Origin of the sequence: Rhodopirellula bahusiensis (assembly GCF_002727185.1) — a bacterium.
Taxonomy (GTDB): Bacteria; Planctomycetota; Planctomycetia; order Pirellulales; family Pirellulaceae; genus Rhodopirellula; species Rhodopirellula bahusiensis.
This window is the reverse complement of sequence record NZ_NIZW01000010.1, coordinates 202,574-220,786: the sequence shown is the minus strand read 5'-3', so window position 1 is coordinate 220,786 and position 18,213 is coordinate 202,574. Positions and strand designations below refer to the sequence as shown.

Below are 18,213 nucleotides of genomic sequence, written 5' to 3'. Positions count from 1 at the left end.
CGCCGACGACTGGAAACTGGAAAGGGATTCAATCAGCCAACCGCGAGTGAGCAGGCGAGATCAGATCCGGTCTTCCGCCCCGTTGGCTTGCAACGCAGCAACGATTTCTCGAACCCGCTCTTCGGAAGTCTTGGGCGCCACCAGGGTCGCATCAGGAGTCTGCACGACGATCAGATCATGAACGTCGATCGTGGCGATGGTATGGCCGGGAGTCCCATGAACGATGCAGCCTGTGGAATCGACCCCGACGTGCGTTCCAACGACGGCATTGCCAAATTCGTCTGACGGATGCAATCGCGAAACAGCCTGCCAGCTTCCAACGTCGTCCCAGTCAAACGGGGCTTCGATGACCACGACCGGCGAGTGCCGTTCCATCACAGCGTAGTCAATCGACTTGCCTTCAATGGCTGCGAATTCCTTCTGCAGCACCGCATCATATTGCTCGGTCCCAATCGCGTCCGAGATCGCTTGGATGTGCGAGTACATTGCGGGCTCGTGCTGTTTGAGAGCATCCAAAATCGTTTGAGCTTTCCACAGAAAGATTCCGCTGTTCCATGAAAACGTCCCTTCATCGAGGTATTTCTTGGCGGTCTCCGCATCCGGTTTTTCTCGGAACGTTTTGACTTGGTATGCCTCGTGACCGTTGATCACCTCACCGCGTTGGATGTAGCCAAATGACTCGGCCGGATAAGAAGGCTTGATCCCGAACGTCACAATCGCATCGGGGTGCTCTGCCAAAACCGCTTCGCCGCGGCGGACGCCTTCGGCAAATTTGTCATGATGCAAAATCACGTGATCGGACGGGCAAACCAACATGACCGCGTCGGGATCTTCGTGAGCCACCAAAGCTGCGGCTAATCCGACGCACGGCGCGGTGTCACGCCGACAAGGTTCGCCCACGATCGTCTCGCGGCGAAGTTCCGGCAACTGCTCCGCGATCGGGTCGACCAACGCTACCGAAGTCAGCACGTGAGTTCGTTCCGCCGGAATCACGGAACTGAGCCGATCTCGCGTGGCTTGGATCATCGTGCGTTCGCCAGCGAGCGAGAGCAACTGCTTTGGCTTGGCTTTTCGTGAAGCTGGCCAAAAGCGAGTTCCGCTGCCACCTGCCATGATGATTGCGTGAAGCATGATTCGGGTCCGGAGTGAAGTTCAAGTTGAATAAAAAGACGAGTTTCGCGGCTACTGTCCCGAGCCATCGATCCGTTCCCGCAACAATTTCAGTGCGGTGGAGAAGATCTCGACGTCGGGGGCAAGCTCTGCGGCACGTTGTAATTGCTTTTCTGCCGCAGGCAAATCACCTGACAAATACAACGCCAAACCGTATCGGTACTGAACGTCCGCGTTGTCAGAAGCCAGCTTTGCGTCACGCCCCAACAAAGGCAGTTCATCCAGTCGAAGCTGGTTGGCTTTCTCAGATGCCTGCTTCATCAACGCATCGAGCGTTCCGCTGCCACCAAACAATTGCACAATCGCTGACTGAGCCGCTCGGGACTGGCCAGCGGCAGCCACCAATTGATCCAGCATCGCGGCGTAATTCGTCCGCGGACCGGACATCTCCGGCTGAACCCGAATCGCGTTCTCATAGGACTGCACCGCTTCCAAGTAGTCCCCACGTTGTTCACTGAGCGAGGCCCACGCCATGTGCGCACCAGCTCGATCCGAAGCCACCATCAGCTCCTCTTTGATCGCATCGATCGCTGCATCAGCCTGCTTCTGCCGCGTTCCCGAAAGAGTCTGATAGCCGCCCGACGAAACCAATGCCTTGGTCGCTTCGCTGCGAACCAACCGAGAAGGATCCTTCAACAGTGGCGTCAAAATTTTCACGGCGTCCGATGGACTGCTTGCTCCCATCACGCGCGCCGCCGTCGCCCGAAGAATCGGATGTTCATTCGGATCCTTCAGCACCGTTTTCGCAGCCGAGATCGCTTCTCGGCCACGACCGCTCTGCAGAAGCTCATCCAGCGTTGTCGCACGAGCCAGCACCGGAGCGATCTCCGGCGGCTGTGTCACATACCGCAGTGCTTTGGAAACGCTGGCAGAGTCGCCCGTTCGCAGTCCCGCCAAGATCTCGCCATAGTGCGCCGGAGTCTGACGGTTATCGCCATACCACTTCTCACAAGCTTCCTCGCACCACTGATCCGTTTTCGAGATTGCTTCGGCAATCTCGTCGTCGCCTTCCGAAGCGGCCAATAGCCAATCTTGGTACAGCGTAAGCGAGTCTCGTTTGTCCGCGGAGATGCTTTCGAGCTGATCCTTCACATGGCAACTGCTGCATGCGTTCGGCGTCCCAATGGAAACAGACAGATCCGGCCGGGGAACTCGCAAGCTGTGATCGCGACGCGGATCCACTTCCATGTAAGTCGTGTGCGGCATGTGGCAATTAACGCACTTCGCACCTTCCGATCCAACAGCATGGTGGTGGTGCGAGGGCACGTCGTACTTTCCGGCCGCGTGTTGGTGGCATGAGGTGCAAGTCTCATTGCCGGGATGCTTCAATTCCAACGAGTGCGGGTCATGACAATCGGTGCAGCGGATACCCTTGTGGAACATTTTGCTCTGCACAAACGATCCATAAACGTAGACTTCGTCCTTGATTTGCCCGTCATCATGGTAAGTGTCGCCGCGAAGCAATTCTAAGTTGAAGTGGCTGCAAAACGGATCACCCGCTTTGTAGTTCGCATCCATCACGCTGCGTCGACTGTGACACGGAGCACACGCTTCCAATTGCCCGGTCGTGTCTTCGCCCTTCAGTTGAGCGAGCCCATAGCCATGGTGGCGATCCCAAAACAACGAGTTCCCACGAGCCATCTCGACATGCAGACTGGCGGGTCCGTGACACGCCTCGCAGCTGACATCGATCTCTGAAAACGTCGTGTGATACGTCAGCGTCTCGACATCGTGATTGGTCTTCAGATTAGTAGAGTGACAATCCGCGCACATCGTCTGCCAACGTTGAGCGACGCCGGTCCAGTGCAATGGGTCATCGGGTTCGAGCTTTTCAGGCACGTCCGGCGGACGCAAGTAGAACCACTCTTTGTTCTGTGTATCCCAACTGATTCGAAGAACTTGCAGACGTCCGATTTCATCTTCGCCGGATTCCGGATCGCGATCAAACTCCACCATGTACTGCTGAAGCGGATCGACTCCAAAAACATACTTCACTTCGAAATCTTGCATCACACCGTCGGGTCCCTCGGTATGAATCATGAATCGGTCACCATCCCGAAACAGCCTGTTTTGCAATCCATCATGTTCGAAGATCACATCGTCGAAATCGCCAATCACGGTTTCGTCGGTCGCCACATCCATGGCCAAATCGTGATGCGATCCTTGAAATGCCAATGATTCCGTTTGGTGACAATCGACACAAGCATCTCGCCCGACATAGGTCGCCACCGCAGATTTGGGCAGGCCGTTGAAATAGTCCGCCGCAACAGCACCCGTGATCAATACGACCAATGAAACGAAGACCAGAGTCAACGGTCGCTTGAGTTGATTTTGAAGGGCGAGGAGCATGAAAGCCGAACGGCGAGGGGAAGGGGCGGGGCAGATCGAGCCATCAGCAAACGATCTCCCGGGCGGGGAGTGACCTACGATTTTACTCGCTGGACGCTTTCAGACCACTCTGCATCAGCTCAACCGCACGCAGTCGCATCTGATAAACAAGACTTTTGACCGGCAGCATTTCCGTCTTCGTGTTCGCACTATTTTTCCCGTTAACAATTCGCGGTGTTCGATCGGTATCCGAAGCCTGTGTCGCATCTTCCATCATTCGTGCCGTCGCTAGCAATTGTTCAGCCAAACGAAAAGATTCAGTTGAACTGCAAGCCTCAAACGGCTCGCTTTTTCCCGAATCAGGAGCTTCTGAAGGCCGGCCAACCAAATCGGCAAGCGGATCGAATTCTGAATCCAGAACCGATCCATCTATCACGCTTCCGCGCTCATGAATGATTCCTATCACATCGTCCAATGCCCCATCACCGGTTGGTGCGAGCATGTCGCCGTCGAGTGCTTTCTGGATCTTCTCCGCTGCTTTGTTGGAGGCCGAGCCCTTCGGCAGTTTGATAGCTGGCAACTCGATCTCCTTCCAATCATCCGTGGGCGGCTGAGCAATCACCGCTGACGCGATTGACATCAGCAACACCGCGGGCAGCAACTTGCCACACAACCAACTTGCTCTTTTGAGTGAGACATTCATTCGGCCATCCATTGGGCGATTCATCGGGTTCCATCCTGTTCGGGCGGCGGAGACTTGCGGCCTGGCATCTGAGCCGGGGGAACGGCAACGATTCGCCCACCGCCAGGAGTGCTGGCAGAGACCAGTCGTGAAGTTGCCGCCGCTCTTCGGCGAAGCGGAGCCAAAGCTCGATCCGCATGCATTGTGACATCTGACAACAACGCGTCCACTCGATTTCGCAGAACACCCGAAGCGGCAAGTGCCGGAATCGCGACCAGCAGTCCCCCGACCGTCGTGACCAACGCCTGGTAGATGCCTTCGGCCAAGTCCCCCGCACCGGCGGCACCGCGTGTGGCAGCAACCTGGCGAAACGCGAAAATCATTCCAGTCACTGTTCCGAGCAATCCAACCATGGGCGCCAAATTCGCGATCATCGCCAAATAGTCGATCCGCCGAAGCATGCGAGACGACTGATCGACCAAGGCGTCCTCAACGGACTTCTCAACCTCCGGCCAACCGTATTCGCGATGATTCAAACCGACCGCGATCACGCCAGCTAGCACGCTAGGGTTGTTCCGCAGCAAGGTTTCCGCCTCCGCCAATCGCGAAGACTGCAGAGCCGCCGAAACGCCCTCGCTGAGCTTGTCCGGAACCACATCGCGTCGACGAAGCGCCAGCGATTGATCCACCACCAAATAAACCGCTGCGATACTGAATGACAACAGCACGAACAAAATCATCAACCCGGGAATGCCGCCGCTGGTCACAATCGACCAAATCGAATCAGGCTTCCCCGCCGGCACTTCGCCCTGCGAAAGCATCTGCGGCAATAACATGTTGCCGACAAAGTTGTTCAGCATGGTTGCGATCATCGTTCCTCATCCACAGTCCGACCCACCGACAATAAAAACTCCGCATCGGCGAGCAACGGGTCGCTCCAAGCCAATCGAAGCACGCCATCACGCTGCAGCCGCTGAATCAGCTGGTCGTGCTCCTCCCGCAGTCGATTCTCAATGCGATCAACTCTCGTTTTGGCTTGCACCCAAGACAACACCAGCATCGAAAAGATTGCCATCGGCAACACGGACAAAAGCAAACTCGTCAGCATCATCGACACATCAGGACGCGGAAACTTATTCAGGTCTCCCGCAGCACCTTCGGCTTGCAACACATCTCGCATCGTCGAATAGCTGGCATCGAAGTAACCTCGGTACAACGCCACGAGCGGACCAGTCATCAGCAACCAAAACAGCAGCGTTCCAGCCAAACCAGACGCGTTGGCGAACCAAGTTGTCGCGGAACCTTGGTTGATCGCTGTGTCGAATGACTTCTGCGAGGATTCTTGCAGCGTTTCGATTCCCGCCAGTGACGCAACCGGCGAGTCGGGCGATGACTCGAGCTCTGTTTCAATCGCCCCATGCCGCAACTTGTTGAGTTCGGCTCGGAACCGTCTGGCCATCGGCCCCAGGCGATCCGCTACTGAAGCGGCCGTTCGTTGCCGCAATCCCGTTCGCAAATCCATGTCGGCGGCTCGCTGGTCGCTCATGTTTCGAGCTCCCGCGTAGACCGCTCCGATCAGCGACGGCAGCGACCCCGACAGCGACAATAAAACGCGATCCCAAGCTCCGTGAGTCAAATTCAACAGCGACAAAACCGTTCGGTAGGGGAACCAGATCGCAGCCGTTTCCGCCATCAACGACAGCCGAAGCCGACTGCGAATGGCAGCTCGCAATGGCGTCGCTCCGCCCAGCAATGTCCCCGCCACTTCCGAAGGCAAACGGGTCGCCTCCGCGTTCAATCGATCGACAGCACTGGTCAATTCCGGCAACTGAGTCTGCAAGACCGATGCGACGGCTGCGGAAAAGCGAGCATCCAAAGCTGACAAGCGTGTGCTTCGCCGTTGGTCACCACCTCCCGACTCGCAGATGGCCTCTTCAATTCGTCGTCCCAACGTTTCCGCCAGCCGAATGCCAATTTCATCTTCGCCCCGCTCATCGATTTCAAAATCGCTGACGATCACCGCGGGAGCGATCTGGCTTTGGGGTGCTGTCGATCGCAACCGAGCCACCAAAGCTTCCACGTCGGCGTCCAACGAATCATCGTTGACGTCCGCCAGGTTCACCACGGGAATGACCACGGTGCCTTCCGAGGCCGCGGCCAAACCGGAGACACGTTGGCTGCGCAGTTGATCGCGTCGGATCACCATCACTAACACGGACGCTGTCGACAGCGCTCGTTCGGCAACGCCAGCGATCGCACGCCGGTCGTCGGTTGCTCCCGGTGCATCGACGAGTAAGTAAGGCGAGCCGATGGATCGCATCTTACCGGCGTCACACGCGATGAACCTTTCGTGACGAGCATCCAAGTCAGCGGGTGGCTTCGGGCCGATCCAAGTCAGTTTTTCAGTCGCCTCATCCAGCGAATTGCCACTGCGAATGGCGTCCACCGGACCACCACGAATCATTTGACGAACCAACCAAGACTTGCCTTGCCCGGTTGCTCCCACCACGGCCACCACGACCGAATTGGATGCGCGATCGGTCAAAATCATTTCACGAGCTTCGGCGTGATCACGGCATAACTCGCCAATCTCTCGACCGGTTTGGCTGTTGCCCAGCACTCGGTCCGCCGCTCGGTGAACTCGTTGCAAAAATCGATCGCCTGAATCATCCATCACAACCGCGTTCATCGCATGGCTCCTGATTCGGTGGACGAGTCGCTCGCACGCTGGCTCGCACCGGTTGGACGGGGCAGCAATCGTTTCAACTCAGCGACGAACTCATCTCTTAATCGGAACAGTGACATCATCCTTTCAGGAGGCTCACCACCGGCAATTCGCGATGGCGGCAGGGTCACGTTTGCATTGCCGACTCGAACATCCATCGATGGTTCCGGTCGAGCCACACCGAGCTCGTCGCACAACACGGCAAGGAAGTCTGCGAGTTGCTGCCGAGCGGCCTGTTGGCTGACGTCCTGTGTTCCCCGGTTGGCTGCCCACATCGTCGACATGATCGTCAACCCTCCGGCCGCGAGCATTTCGGGAATCGAAGCAGCAAGAATCGCATTGGCTCCTAGGTCGACTGGGATCATCAACACCGCACCAAAGGTCGCAAACAATGCCGCAAGCGGAGTAAGCCCGGTCGCAATTTTCCGGTGAACGGGAACCTCTGACCACATTTGCCTCACCGCCGCATCCAAACGTCGTGGATCCAACGTGGTGAAATCATCTTGTTCGAAACGCAAGACCGCTCGCTCAACCGGTTCCCGAAACGCCGAAACGTTTGCCTCGGAATCAGAACTGCCACCGGGCTCAGCCGCGAGATGCGTCAACACCGTTGTTCCTCCGTGCCGCTCAATCTCGTTGATCAAGCCCGTCGGTTCGATCAGCCCACCGTACTCACCACTTCGGAACCGACCCTTGATGTCATCCGCTGCTCGACGAGACATCGCCGTTGGCGTGAGGTTGCGAATGAAATCTCCCGCTCCACCGACAACTCGACGAAGGGTCGCATTCAGGCGGACTCCCCACCGTGCGTACCAAGGTGCGGTGGCAGCAAACGATTCACTGAGTTGACGAATGATTCGTTCGCTCTGGTGCAAACGCAGTTCAATCACCTCGCCGCCAATCTTTCGGTGAGCGAAGTATTCCAAGGCCGAATCCAGCAACACCTGTTGGCACTGACGAGTCTTTTCAAACGACTCATCCGCATCCTTCCGAATCGATTCCAAACCCTGATTCCAAACAGCATCTTCCAAATTGATCCGCAAAGCCTGATGCAATTGCGAGAACAAGACTCCTCGATCCAGTTTGGTTGGCAACGCCTGCAACAATCGGTCTTCGTCAATGGCGGCCGGTGGATTGCTATCCGGATCTTCACTGACGGCGAAGAACACGGGCAACGGATCGGGCTCGTCTTCTCGCTGAAGTTCGGACTCCGCCGGTGCGATTGCATTGCGTTGCGGATGCTGATCACCGACCACGGGAATGAAGGGTCGGCTCGAAGGGACGTCAAAATCGTACGCGGCGTAGAGCGTGCCGACGCCGTACTTCTGCACCAACGGATCAAATGTTTCGTGAACTTGATCGGGCGTTTGTCGTGGACGAACTTTGTTGACCGCCAGCATTCGTGGCACGCCCGGCATCAAGTCCGATGCGATGCGGAGCAAGTCCGCTAGCGTCGTGTCTCGCGAAGATTCAGCACCGGTCACAATCAGGAAGGCGGAACACAACGTTGCCGCACGGCCCAACAATTCGCGACGTTGCTCGGGAGACCCCAAACCAAACTCTGCGTCCGAAACAATGTCTGGACAATCCAGCAATCCAACCCCGACCTCATCGAGTCCAGGATCGGTCGCCAATAGAGGAACCGACAAAAGCGAAGCGTCGCCATCTCGGTTGTTGTATTGCTCCGCCGCCACATCCGCGTCCAGCGACAACTCTTCGGGAGCATTGCCCAGAGAGTCGCCAATTCGCGTGATCAGCAAACTCCAAAGCTCAACGTCGGATCGCCAATTCTGTGGCAACCACAATACGAATCGGTGAGTCCCATGTCGGTTGCTCGTTCCACGCAGCGTCCGCCGTTGCCCGGCAGGCGAGAGAAACGAGCTGACCAAACTCGTTTTGCCGCTGTTCAGCATTCCTGACACAGCGATCGTCGGACGATCAATCAGTTTCGATGCGGTGTGCAGCCGTCGGCCAGCGGCCAAAGTGGCCTGAGACTGCGCCGTTTCAATCCGCCGCAGCGCTGTCAGATAACTTTCGCGACCTTCACTCGGTGCGATGCGTGAGACCGCGGCCCGCCGATCATCGTCTTCCAACAAAGACAGCAATGCCGGCCAATCCACCGACGAGTCTTTTGTGGAACGTCGCAATGGAAACATGAACGATTCGACGCCAACGACTTAGCAATGAAACTGAACTTGGCGTAACAAACCCGCCGCGACCTCTATCATCATGATTCAATTCGACAACGACAACCAGTCGGAGGAATTCGCAGGGTGAACTGACCACCCGAAATCATTCCTCCTGGACCAAGCCGCCTCGGTGGAAGAACCCCCGTTTCGAAGCCATGTCAAACCGTGTCGTAACCCTGGGGGTGTGCTTGATGCCAATTCCAGGCCGTCTTCACGATGTCTTGAATATCCGTGTAGCGAGGTTTCCACCCAAGAACTTCGCCGGCCAAGGTGGCATCCGCAATCAACTCGGCAGGATCGCCAGGACGCCGCTGCCCCATGACCTCTGGGATCGGATGCCCGGTCACCGTCCGGCACGCTTCCACGATTTCACGGACGCTGGTTCCCCGACCGGTGCCAAGGTTGACTTTGATCCCTTCGCCCGGAGTCAGGCGATCGAGCGCCCGCAGGTGAGCATCTCCTAGATCATCGACGTGGATGTAATCTCGAATGCAGGTTCCATCGGGTGTGGGGTAATCGTCGCCAAAGATCGAGATCGATTCGCGCTGTCCCAATGCCACTTGCAACACGATCGGAATCAGGTGTGATTCAGGGTCGTGATGCTCCCCGATCGTTCCATCCGGTCGTGCTCCCGCCGCATTGAAGTACCGCAGTGCAGCGTAGGCGAACCCATACGCATGGGCGTAATCCGCGAGCGCCTTCTCAACCACCAACTTGGAGAACCCGTAGGGATTGATCGGGTTCTGCGGAGTCGTCTCGGGAATCGGCACGGTGTCGGGTTGGCCGTAGGTCGCCGTGGTGCTGCTGAAGACGATCTTCTTCACCTCAGCCGCTCTCATCGCTTCCAGCAACGACAGCGTCGCCACAACGTTGTTTTGGTAGTAGATCGCTGGATCGCGAACGGATTCACCAACCTCAGCAAACGCCGCGAAGTGCATCACAGCATCGATTGAATGCTCTTTCAACAGTGACGTCAGTTTTGCCTGATCGTTCAAGTCACCTTCGACCAGCAAGCCATCTGGGACCGATTTGGCATGGCCGCGCGACAGGTTGTCAAACACCACCACTTCGTGACCAGCATCGAGCAACAGAGCAACCGCGTGCGATCCGATGTATCCGGCACCGCCGACGACGAAAACTTTCATGGAAGAATCTTGAGAAGGAGAAGGTTCGAGAAGAATTGACATTGGCGGCGACGAGCCCCCAAGACGATAACCAATTGGAATCGATTCAATGAAGAGCACATCCACAGTGCCTCTTTGAACGCCATGGAGCACACCAGAGTGGCCAAACGACTCACAAAACTGCAGCAATTGAAGTCCGGACAGACAGAATCCGTGGCTCCTTCGGCCGGTCAAGCGGTTTGTGATGAATTTTTGGTTTATCTGAAACGCGAATGTCATCTCGCCGACAACACGGTCGAGGCCTACGGGCGAGACATGAAGCGTTTCGTCACCTGGATGGACGGTCGGCGCCCAGCCGAACTGACGATCACCGAATTGTCCGACTTTGTCGCTTCACTTCACGGCGAAGGATTGGCCCCCGCTTCAATTTCACGAGCGATCGTGGCGATCCGGACGTTTTTCAAGTACCTGCAGCTCGAAGGCATCACGGTCGACAACCCGGCCGAACTGCTGGCAACTCAGAAGGCTTGGCAACGCATGCCGGGCGTGCTGTCGCCCAACGAAGTTGAAGCCTTCCTCTCCGCAGTCAAAAAGTCCGACTCGTTCTGGCAGCGAGATCGAGCGTTGCTCGAGGTGCTCTACGCAACCGGCTGTCGTGCATCCGAAGTCTGCACCCTTCGAGTTCGTGATTTGACGCTGGAAGAGCGAACTCTGCGATGCCACGGGAAAGGCGACAAGCAACGAATGGTCCCAATCGGTGGTCGCGCGATCCAGGCCATCCAGCTCTACCTCGAAGAAAGCCGTCATATCCTGGCCGATCGAAACCCAGGGCAAGTCGACGCGCTGTTTTTATCGAGAAGCGGCAAAGCCCTCGACCGCATTCAGCTGTGGCGTCTGGTGAAACGCTATGCCAAGCGAGCCGGCATCGCCGATGAAATTAGCCCGCACAGCTTGCGACACAGTTTTGCGACTCACTTGCTGGCCGGCGGTGCGGATCTTCGACAAGTCCAAGAGATGCTTGGGCACGCCAGCATTCAAACCACCCAGATCTACACCCACGTCGAACACTCGCGACTGCAACGTGTGCATCGGGACTATCACCCGCGAGCGTGATCGCGATCAAACGACCTCATTACCAACGCAGCAGTGCGGTGCCCCAAGCCAAGCCCGCGCCGAAACCGCACAGCAGCAACAGGTCACCTTCTTTCAACCGACCATCGCGAGCGGCTTCGTCCAATGCGAGCGGGATGCTTGCACCCGAGGTGTTGCCGTACTTGTCGAGGTTCACGAACACCTTTTCTGGCGGCACATTCAAATCAGAAACCGCGGAGTCGATGATTCGCTGGTTGGCTTGATGCAAGACCACCAAACCTAGCTGATCAGACGTCACGTTGGCCGCCCTCAAAACGTCTTTGGCACTTTCATCAAAAACTCGAACCGCCCACTTGAAAACGCCACGTCCATCCATCTGCAGATAGGAACTGACGGACGGTTCTGATCCCGATTTGATCGGATCGCGAGAACCACCGGCAGGGATGCATAGCATTTCGCCACCGCATCCCTCACTACCGAGCTGATAGGCCAGCAGTCCGTCCGATGGGATTTCGGAAGCGTTCGTCGCGTCATTGCATTCCGACGACTGACACGTGTCTTTCGTGGAAGGAACCAACAACGCCGCACCGGCGGCATCGCCGAACAACGGGTAGGTCTTCTTGTCGTCTGGATCCACGGTGCGACTCATCAGATCAGCTCCGATGACCAACACGTTGCGAGCGTTGCCGTTGGAAACGAATTGAGCACCGGTGACCAACGCGTACATGAACCCAGCACATGCGGCACCGATATCCATCGCTGGGGCAACCGCACCTAGACGGCGTTGCAAGTGACACGCGGTCGACGGCGTTGGATGATCGGGCGTGATCGTGGCAACGAGAATCAAATCAATCTCATCGACCGAAACATTCGCGTTCTCGAGACAACGAAGGGCGGCTTCGTAGCACAGATCGCTGGTCGCTTGATCAGGTTCGGCATGTCGACGTTGCAAGATGCCGGTGCGTCGAACGATCCAGTCGCTGTCGCAACCCAAGGCTGCTAAGTCTTCGTTCGTGACGATTCGGTCGGGCACATACGATCCAGTCCCCGCGATCCGAACGCCTTTTAGGTTGCCCATGCGACCGCGAGTGGTTTCTTCTTTGGGCATCGCGGACGAAGCAGCATCGTCAGAGCCAGGGGTCGATTCGACAGAAGATTCTTCGTTCACAGATTTCGCGGCCGGGTCATTGGCGGTGGCATTCGAGGTGGTTTCGATCATGTCGCCGCCGAGAAAAGTTCATGGATGAAAAGCGGGTGAAGTATAGCGGGATTGCCACTCGCTAGCATCCCATTTCGACGACGCCCCCAATGGAACGGCGACATGTGCCGCGCTCGATCCGGGCACAAACGAAAACTGCCCCGCAAAGCAGTACGCGATGCAGGGCAGCCAATTCGAACTTCGAAGGAAGCTGATCAACTGATCAGATCATTTCCTTCAGGCCCTTCAGTGGGCGAATGGTCAGCTTCTTGCTGGCGGGCTTAGGTGCCAACCAGATTTCTTCGCCGTTGGCAGGGTTGCGGCCTTTACGCTTTGGCTTGGCGGGAACGTCCTTCAACACGATCTTGCAAAGACCTGGGATCGCGAATTGTCCGGGGCCACCCTTTTGCAGCGACTTTTCGATCTCAGCTGCCAACGAGTCCAAAACTGCCGCGACGTCTTTCTTGGTCAGTTCGGTCTCTTCGGCGATGTTGGCGATGATTTGAGTCTTCGTCGGTGGTTTGGGCGGTACTTTGGCCATGAGCGGCACCTGCAAAAATGGGAGAACTAAATAGTGAATAGGAGTTAGAACGTTGGGATTCCCCTCCGATGCGGCACAAGTGTTATGTCCCGCATGGTCCGTCCGCAACCCTTCCGAAGGCCAAAAACACCGTGTTTTTCAGCCTTTTCCGGATTTCGACGGTGGAAATCGGGTCAGTTCGACCCAGAAGTGCCTGTCAAGACCTCATCGACGGCTTCGCCGAGCAATTGAGGCTGCCCCGTTACACCGCTCGCAACGACGTCTTCGGTGTCCGAAATTCGGGTCAAACTGTCCGTGACATCGGGCATCGCGGCATCAACTTGGCTGGCTTCATCCGAACCTCCGACGACCTTTTCGGAGTCGTCTGACAAGATCTCAATCGGCTCACCAGCGGGCTCGACACTGCTCTGAACTTGAGTGGTTCCGAGCTCGCTCACCGGAACGGTTGCATCAGCCACCGTCACTGCAGATGCGAGTGGTTCACCCGCTGCTTCCGTCCCCGACGCTTGAGTGCCGGTGGCTGCGGTTGAGGTCGATGTTGGAGCATCCAACTCGAATCCAGATTCATCAAAGTTGAGAATCACCAATCGGTAGTCGCCCACCTGACCGCGAACTTCGAGTGAACTGCCGTCACCCACATCCGCGGTGCCGCTGACTTGAGCTGTGGTGGTTGCTCCATCGACCGTAGTCGATTCGGTCGCGTTGACCGTGATGCTGGTGCCCGCAGCGTTCAGTGAAAGCTCCACGTCACTCAGACGCGAATCAGCTGCATTGCTGGACTGCATGTAGAAGGCGTTGCTGCCTGGCAAGACTGCAGCCACCACGCGGCTAGCAGGTGCCGATCCGAACCAATCGTTGACTCGAATGTATTGCGGCAACAATCGACCGAAGCTCAACGAGATGTCCTCGTCGGTCTCGTCGGTTCCGCTCTCAATATCAATCTCGCGAGCCTCTTCTCCACCTTGGAAGAACGGCACTGCGGGAATGGTCAGCTTGTACGATCCCGGCAACATATCAGGAACACTGACCGTGCTACCTGAAACCACGATGGAAGAATCCGACAGCGGGATTGAAATCGTTTCACCGCGAGCATTTGTTCCAGTCAAAATCGCTGCGTCAAAGAAGCTACTGGACAAGGCACCGATGGAATCAAACGCAAAGTTGAAGCTTCGCGACAGGTAGTCCGCAACATTCACCGTGATTGTCGCAGTTGAACTCGACAATCCACCAGCATCCTGCACCTGATACGTGAAGGTGTCAGTACCGGTGAAGGTACTGCTCGAAGGCGTGTAAAGAATGCTCGAACCGTCCGAGCTAACCGTCACGGTGCCGCCCGCCGTAGGCGTGCTGAGATTGACGAACTGCAACACCTCGCCCGTATCAACGTTGGTCGGCAAATCGCTTCGCGTTAACACGGCCTCACCGGAAGTGCCGCGCACCGTATCGACGGTCACGCTTTCCGCAACCGGTGCGTCATTCACTGCGGTCACCGTGAAGGTCACGGTCGCGGTCGACAATCCACCACCGGTGTCCCGAATGGTGTAGGTCACCGTTTCGGTGCCGTTGAAGTTCAAGGCTGGTTTGTAAGAGATTCCCGTGCCGCTGTTAACGATCGAAACCTGGCCCCCACTCGATGCTGAACCAACACCGGTGATCGTGAAAGCTTCGTTGTCCGCGTCCGTCGTATCATTCGCGAGAACGTCGTAGGTCACCGCGTCGGAGTCTTCCAGAATTGTCCCCGATGCGGGGAACGAGTCATTGACCGCCGTCGGTGCGTTGTCATCGCTTTGGATGTTGACAGTCACCTGAACCGTGTCAGTGCTGGTTCCATCGCTGACGGTGTACTGGAATGTGTCCGTTCCAATGAAGTTGGATGGCGGCGTGTAGTTGATCGACAAACCATCGGACGCGATGCTCAGCGTGCCGCCATTGCTCGCGGTTCCCACGGCAGTGATCGTCAACGTTTCACCGGGATCGGCGGTCGAAGCTTCATTCGCCAAAACATCCAGCGTGTTCTGCCCTGAACCTGAAATCACCGTGAATGTGTCGTCGACACCGACGGGAGGATTGTTCGTGGTAACGTCGCCAACGGTCAGCGTGGTGCTTCCGTAATTAACCGAACCCGCAGGCAGGCGATCGTTGTTGAAGAACAACAAGGTTTCGTTGGCACTCACATCAGCCGGGTTGGTTGTAAATGTCAGCGAACCGTCCGAGATCGCACGCATGCGAACCGTCGCCATCACAGAATCTTCCAAGTTCGTTGGCGAGAACCGACTGCTTGCCGCTCCAATTTCGTTGAACAGACCGCTGGTCAATGTTCCGCGAGGCAGGAAGTCGAAATCGGGATCGTACTCGATTGAAGTTCCAGCAACGAAGTCAGCGATCGTCGAATCAAATTCGATGTCGGCATACGCGGAGTAGATCCCGCCACGTTCACTCAGGTCCCGAGCGTCGACACCAATCAACTGCAGGAAAAACTCCTGACCAACGTCCACCGAGTCGATCACGTTGCCATCCAAGTCCGTCAGTCGCACTTCCAGTCGAGCCAGCGCTTCCTCAGCAACCGTGACCGAAAACGATTCCGTGTAAGTGTTGCCAGCCAAATCGCTGATCTCAACGGTGAAATCGTTCTGTCCCAACTGTGCCGTGGTCGGCGTCCAGTTGATGATCCCCGACGACGAGCCAATCGTGGCCCCGGATGGGAAGACAGTCAGGCTGTAAGTCGCACCGCTGCCTTCTTCGCTGCTGGAGAGGTTCGCTTGATAGGCGGCACCCACGTTGCCCGTCGATGAGTTGGCGGGCAAAGTGAACGATGGATCGGTGCGGTCCAGCGTGACGGACAGAGATGTCGACGTGCCGCTGGTCACTCCATTGACGATCTGTCGAGCTGCCAAGCTGTAGGTTCCATCGCCGATCGCGGCAAGGTTGCTGGTCGTGATCGCGATTGATCCGCCGGTCGCGGTGCCGACGCCAACGACCGTGTTGTCCGCGGTGTTGATGATCTGAACCGTCGCACCCGTGGTCACACCAGTGACATCAAACGTCAACGAGGCTGCGTTAGTCAGGTTGTCGCCACTGCTGTTGCCCGTGTCTGACGAGGAACGCAGATCCAAAGACGATGGTGCGGCGGGAGTTTGTGTGTTGCTATCGGTGAAGGTGAACACCAAGCTCTGCAAGTCCGAGTTCGAATCCGAACTCGAAGCCGCTGCCACACCAACAGTCAGCGAAACCGTTTGCGTTCCCGACACATTCGCGGCCGGTGTCACTTCCAAAAGTCCAGTCGAAGCGTTGACCGTGGCGGTCCCACCAGTCACTCCGCCACTGATGAAGTACTGAACCGCATCGCCTTCCAGGTCGAAGCTTTCCAACTGCAATTCAGCGGGAGTCGTCTTTGGCGACGACGCCGGGACATTGATGTCCTCGAGGTAAGGCTGAGCATTGCGGCGGTCAGTTGGCGGATCCGTGATCGTCACCGGAACAATTTGATCGAACGAATTGCCGTCCGAGTCCGTGATCGTCACCGTCACCGTCGTGCTGCCCGTTCCGCCCAAACCCTTCAGCATGATCACAGAGTTCTCGGTGTCCTCGAACACAGTCGCGCTGTTGATCACAATGTCCGTGGTCGGCTTGTTCGACGTGCTGTTGTTGACCTGCATGTTGCTGATCGCTTCGCGAACGTCTTCGCCTTCTACCAACTGACCAAATACGGAGTGGTTGAAGTCCAGGAAGTCAGTTTCGACTTCCGTGATGAAGAACTGCGAATCATTCGTGTCATCCAACGATTTCGCGAATGACAGGACGCCCGTTCGGTTGTGCTGCAGATCGGGATGGAACTGATCGTCAAAGTCCCCAAGATCTGAACCATCCTGCCCTGTCCCAGTGGGGTCGCCACCTTGAATCACGAAACCGTTGACAACTCGGTGAAAGATAATCCCGTCGTAGAAGCCGCTGTTGGCCAAGTCGATGACTCGTTCGGTCGGACGCTCAGCACGCTGCTCGAACAACTCGAACACCATGTCGCCAAAGCCGTCCATGTCCAAACGCAACGAACGGTTGCCACTCAAAACCGTCGCTTCGACCAAGTTCGGATTGGCCACCGACACGGTCACGGTCAGCGGACCGCCTTCAGCATCGTATCCGTCGATCGGAATGTGCAGTGGTGAGCCAAGCTCAACCGTTTGTGCATCGAGCGTTTCAAACGATGGGTTCTCACCATCCGAAGTTGGAATCGCAACGCCGCTTCGAGTGCTCAGTGTTTCCAGCGACTGGACGCCCGTTAGCCGAGTCCCATCTGGGAACACCCAAGTCGGGTACTCACTGATGTTCAGCGACGAGAACTGAGTGTCCTGCGTTCGGTCGGGCAACGTGACTTCGACAAACGGCAGGTCATCGCCACCGTCCTCGAACAATTGTTTTTGCTGCGTACACGCCGGACACCAATGAGCTCCGTAGAACGTGACGCCTGCCGCATCCAAATCTTTCGCGAACTGCACCAAGTCCTGGCCGGGTTCGCCTTCCGCGGCTCGGTCCGATTCCCCGCGATCGGTCGACGAACTCTCGACGGCAGCCGAAGACTCTCCGGCGGAACCAAAAAAGCCTTCGGTTGCGAACAGGTCGACATCACCCGCCATCATTTGACGGTTTTCAAGTGTCTCCAATTGCAAACGCCCTCGCTGGACCGATTCGCCCGCGGTTGACGCGGACGTTCCTTGGATCCAAGACATCAAACGACGCCGAACCTGGTTTTGGAACGATGGCTTGGAGTCGGATGGACGGCGAGAAGAATTGTCGAAGTTCATCGGCGGAATTTTCTTCAGCTGAAGGAGATCCAGACTTGGTCGCTGCCCCTGAAAGTTCAGGGCCCAAAATCCGGGGGATATCGGTGGTTATTCGACGACGAGCAGTCGTTGTGACAAGGTTTTTCGGCACAGCCGCGCCGGTCAAGCTAATCGGCACGGTTTAACGCACCGTTTCAGGTTAAAGGCGTCGTGTTCGAGGGTCCAAACTCAACCCGCACTTCAGCCGTTTTCTCAGCCAAACCGATGCGGAATGTTTCGATTTTGAGGCTTACCGAGCGCATCTTTGCCGCAGCAGTGACGACACGCTTCTATGAAAAGGGGACTTTCGCGTCCTCAATACGACGTTTTCCGAGACAAATTGGTTC

11 protein-coding genes are annotated in these 18,213 nt (G+C 56.7%); 1 reads left to right on the top strand and 10 read right to left on the bottom strand.

What is annotated here, in order from left to right; translation table 11 throughout:
* Window positions 1-60: 60 nt before the first annotated feature.
* The 7 genes from CEE69_RS14890 to galE form a co-directional block, all read right to left on the bottom strand.
* Window positions 61-1,131 carry a mannose-1-phosphate guanylyltransferase gene (locus CEE69_RS14890; RefSeq protein WP_099261406.1) on the bottom strand — a complete coding sequence of 357 codons (1,071 nt, stop codon included), beginning with the start codon at window positions 1,129-1,131 and terminating at the stop codon, window positions 61-63.
* Between the two features lie 51 nt (window positions 1,132-1,182).
* Window positions 1,183-3,519, bottom strand: coding sequence for a HEAT repeat domain-containing protein (locus tag CEE69_RS14885; protein WP_099261405.1), 2,337 nt, complete (start codon window positions 3,517-3,519; stop codon window positions 1,183-1,185).
* A gap of 82 nt (window positions 3,520-3,601) precedes the next feature.
* Window positions 3,602-4,201: a hypothetical protein gene (locus tag CEE69_RS14880; protein WP_099261457.1), complete on the bottom strand. Its 600-nt coding sequence runs from the start codon at window positions 4,199-4,201 to the stop codon at window positions 3,602-3,604.
* Window positions 4,202-4,221: 20 nt separating this feature from the next.
* Window positions 4,222-5,052, bottom strand: a complete 831-nt coding sequence (locus CEE69_RS14875) for a MotA/TolQ/ExbB proton channel family protein (RefSeq protein ID WP_099261404.1) — start codon at window positions 5,050-5,052, stop codon at window positions 4,222-4,224.
* Complete coding sequence (locus CEE69_RS14870; RefSeq protein ID WP_099261403.1) at window positions 5,049-6,869, bottom strand: hypothetical protein; 1,821 nt, start codon at window positions 6,867-6,869, stop codon at window positions 5,049-5,051. The genes CEE69_RS14875 and CEE69_RS14870 overlap by 4 nt, the downstream gene beginning before the upstream one ends.
* The gene (locus tag CEE69_RS14865; RefSeq protein WP_099261402.1) at window positions 6,866-9,061 is read right to left on the bottom strand and encodes a hypothetical protein; all 2,196 of its coding nucleotides are present in this window, start codon (window positions 9,059-9,061) and stop codon (window positions 6,866-6,868) included. Before CEE69_RS14865 ends, CEE69_RS14870 begins: the two co-directional genes overlap by 4 nt.
* 191 nt (window positions 9,062-9,252) lie before the next feature.
* Complete coding sequence (gene galE / locus CEE69_RS14860; protein WP_233215248.1) at window positions 9,253-10,239, bottom strand: UDP-glucose 4-epimerase GalE; 987 nt, start codon at window positions 10,237-10,239, stop codon at window positions 9,253-9,255.
* 138 nt (window positions 10,240-10,377) lie between these two features.
* On the opposite strand from galE, the gene xerD reads away from it, so the two are divergent.
* Window positions 10,378-11,331 carry a site-specific tyrosine recombinase XerD gene (gene xerD, locus CEE69_RS14855; protein ID WP_099261456.1) on the top strand — a complete coding sequence of 318 codons (954 nt, stop codon included), beginning with the start codon at window positions 10,378-10,380 and terminating at the stop codon, window positions 11,329-11,331.
* A 19-nt stretch (window positions 11,332-11,350) separates the two neighbouring features.
* Here xerD and CEE69_RS14850 read toward each other — a convergent pair whose 3' ends face one another.
* The 3 genes from CEE69_RS14850 to CEE69_RS14840 all read right to left on the bottom strand — a co-directional run bounded on the left by CEE69_RS14850 (window position 11,351) and on the right by CEE69_RS14840 (window position 17,848).
* The gene (locus CEE69_RS14850) at window positions 11,351-12,529 is read right to left on the bottom strand and encodes a beta-ketoacyl-ACP synthase III (protein ID WP_099261401.1); all 1,179 of its coding nucleotides are present in this window, start codon (window positions 12,527-12,529) and stop codon (window positions 11,351-11,353) included.
* Window positions 12,530-12,731: 202 nt separating this feature from the next.
* The gene (locus tag CEE69_RS14845; RefSeq protein ID WP_007329747.1) at window positions 12,732-13,049 is read right to left on the bottom strand and encodes an HU family DNA-binding protein; all 318 of its coding nucleotides are present in this window, start codon (window positions 13,047-13,049) and stop codon (window positions 12,732-12,734) included.
* A gap of 173 nt (window positions 13,050-13,222) precedes the next feature.
* Window positions 13,223-17,848 carry an Ig-like domain-containing protein gene (locus CEE69_RS14840; protein ID WP_099261400.1) on the bottom strand — a complete coding sequence of 1,542 codons (4,626 nt, stop codon included), beginning with the start codon at window positions 17,846-17,848 and terminating at the stop codon, window positions 13,223-13,225.
* Window positions 17,849-18,213: the final 365 nt, after the last annotated feature.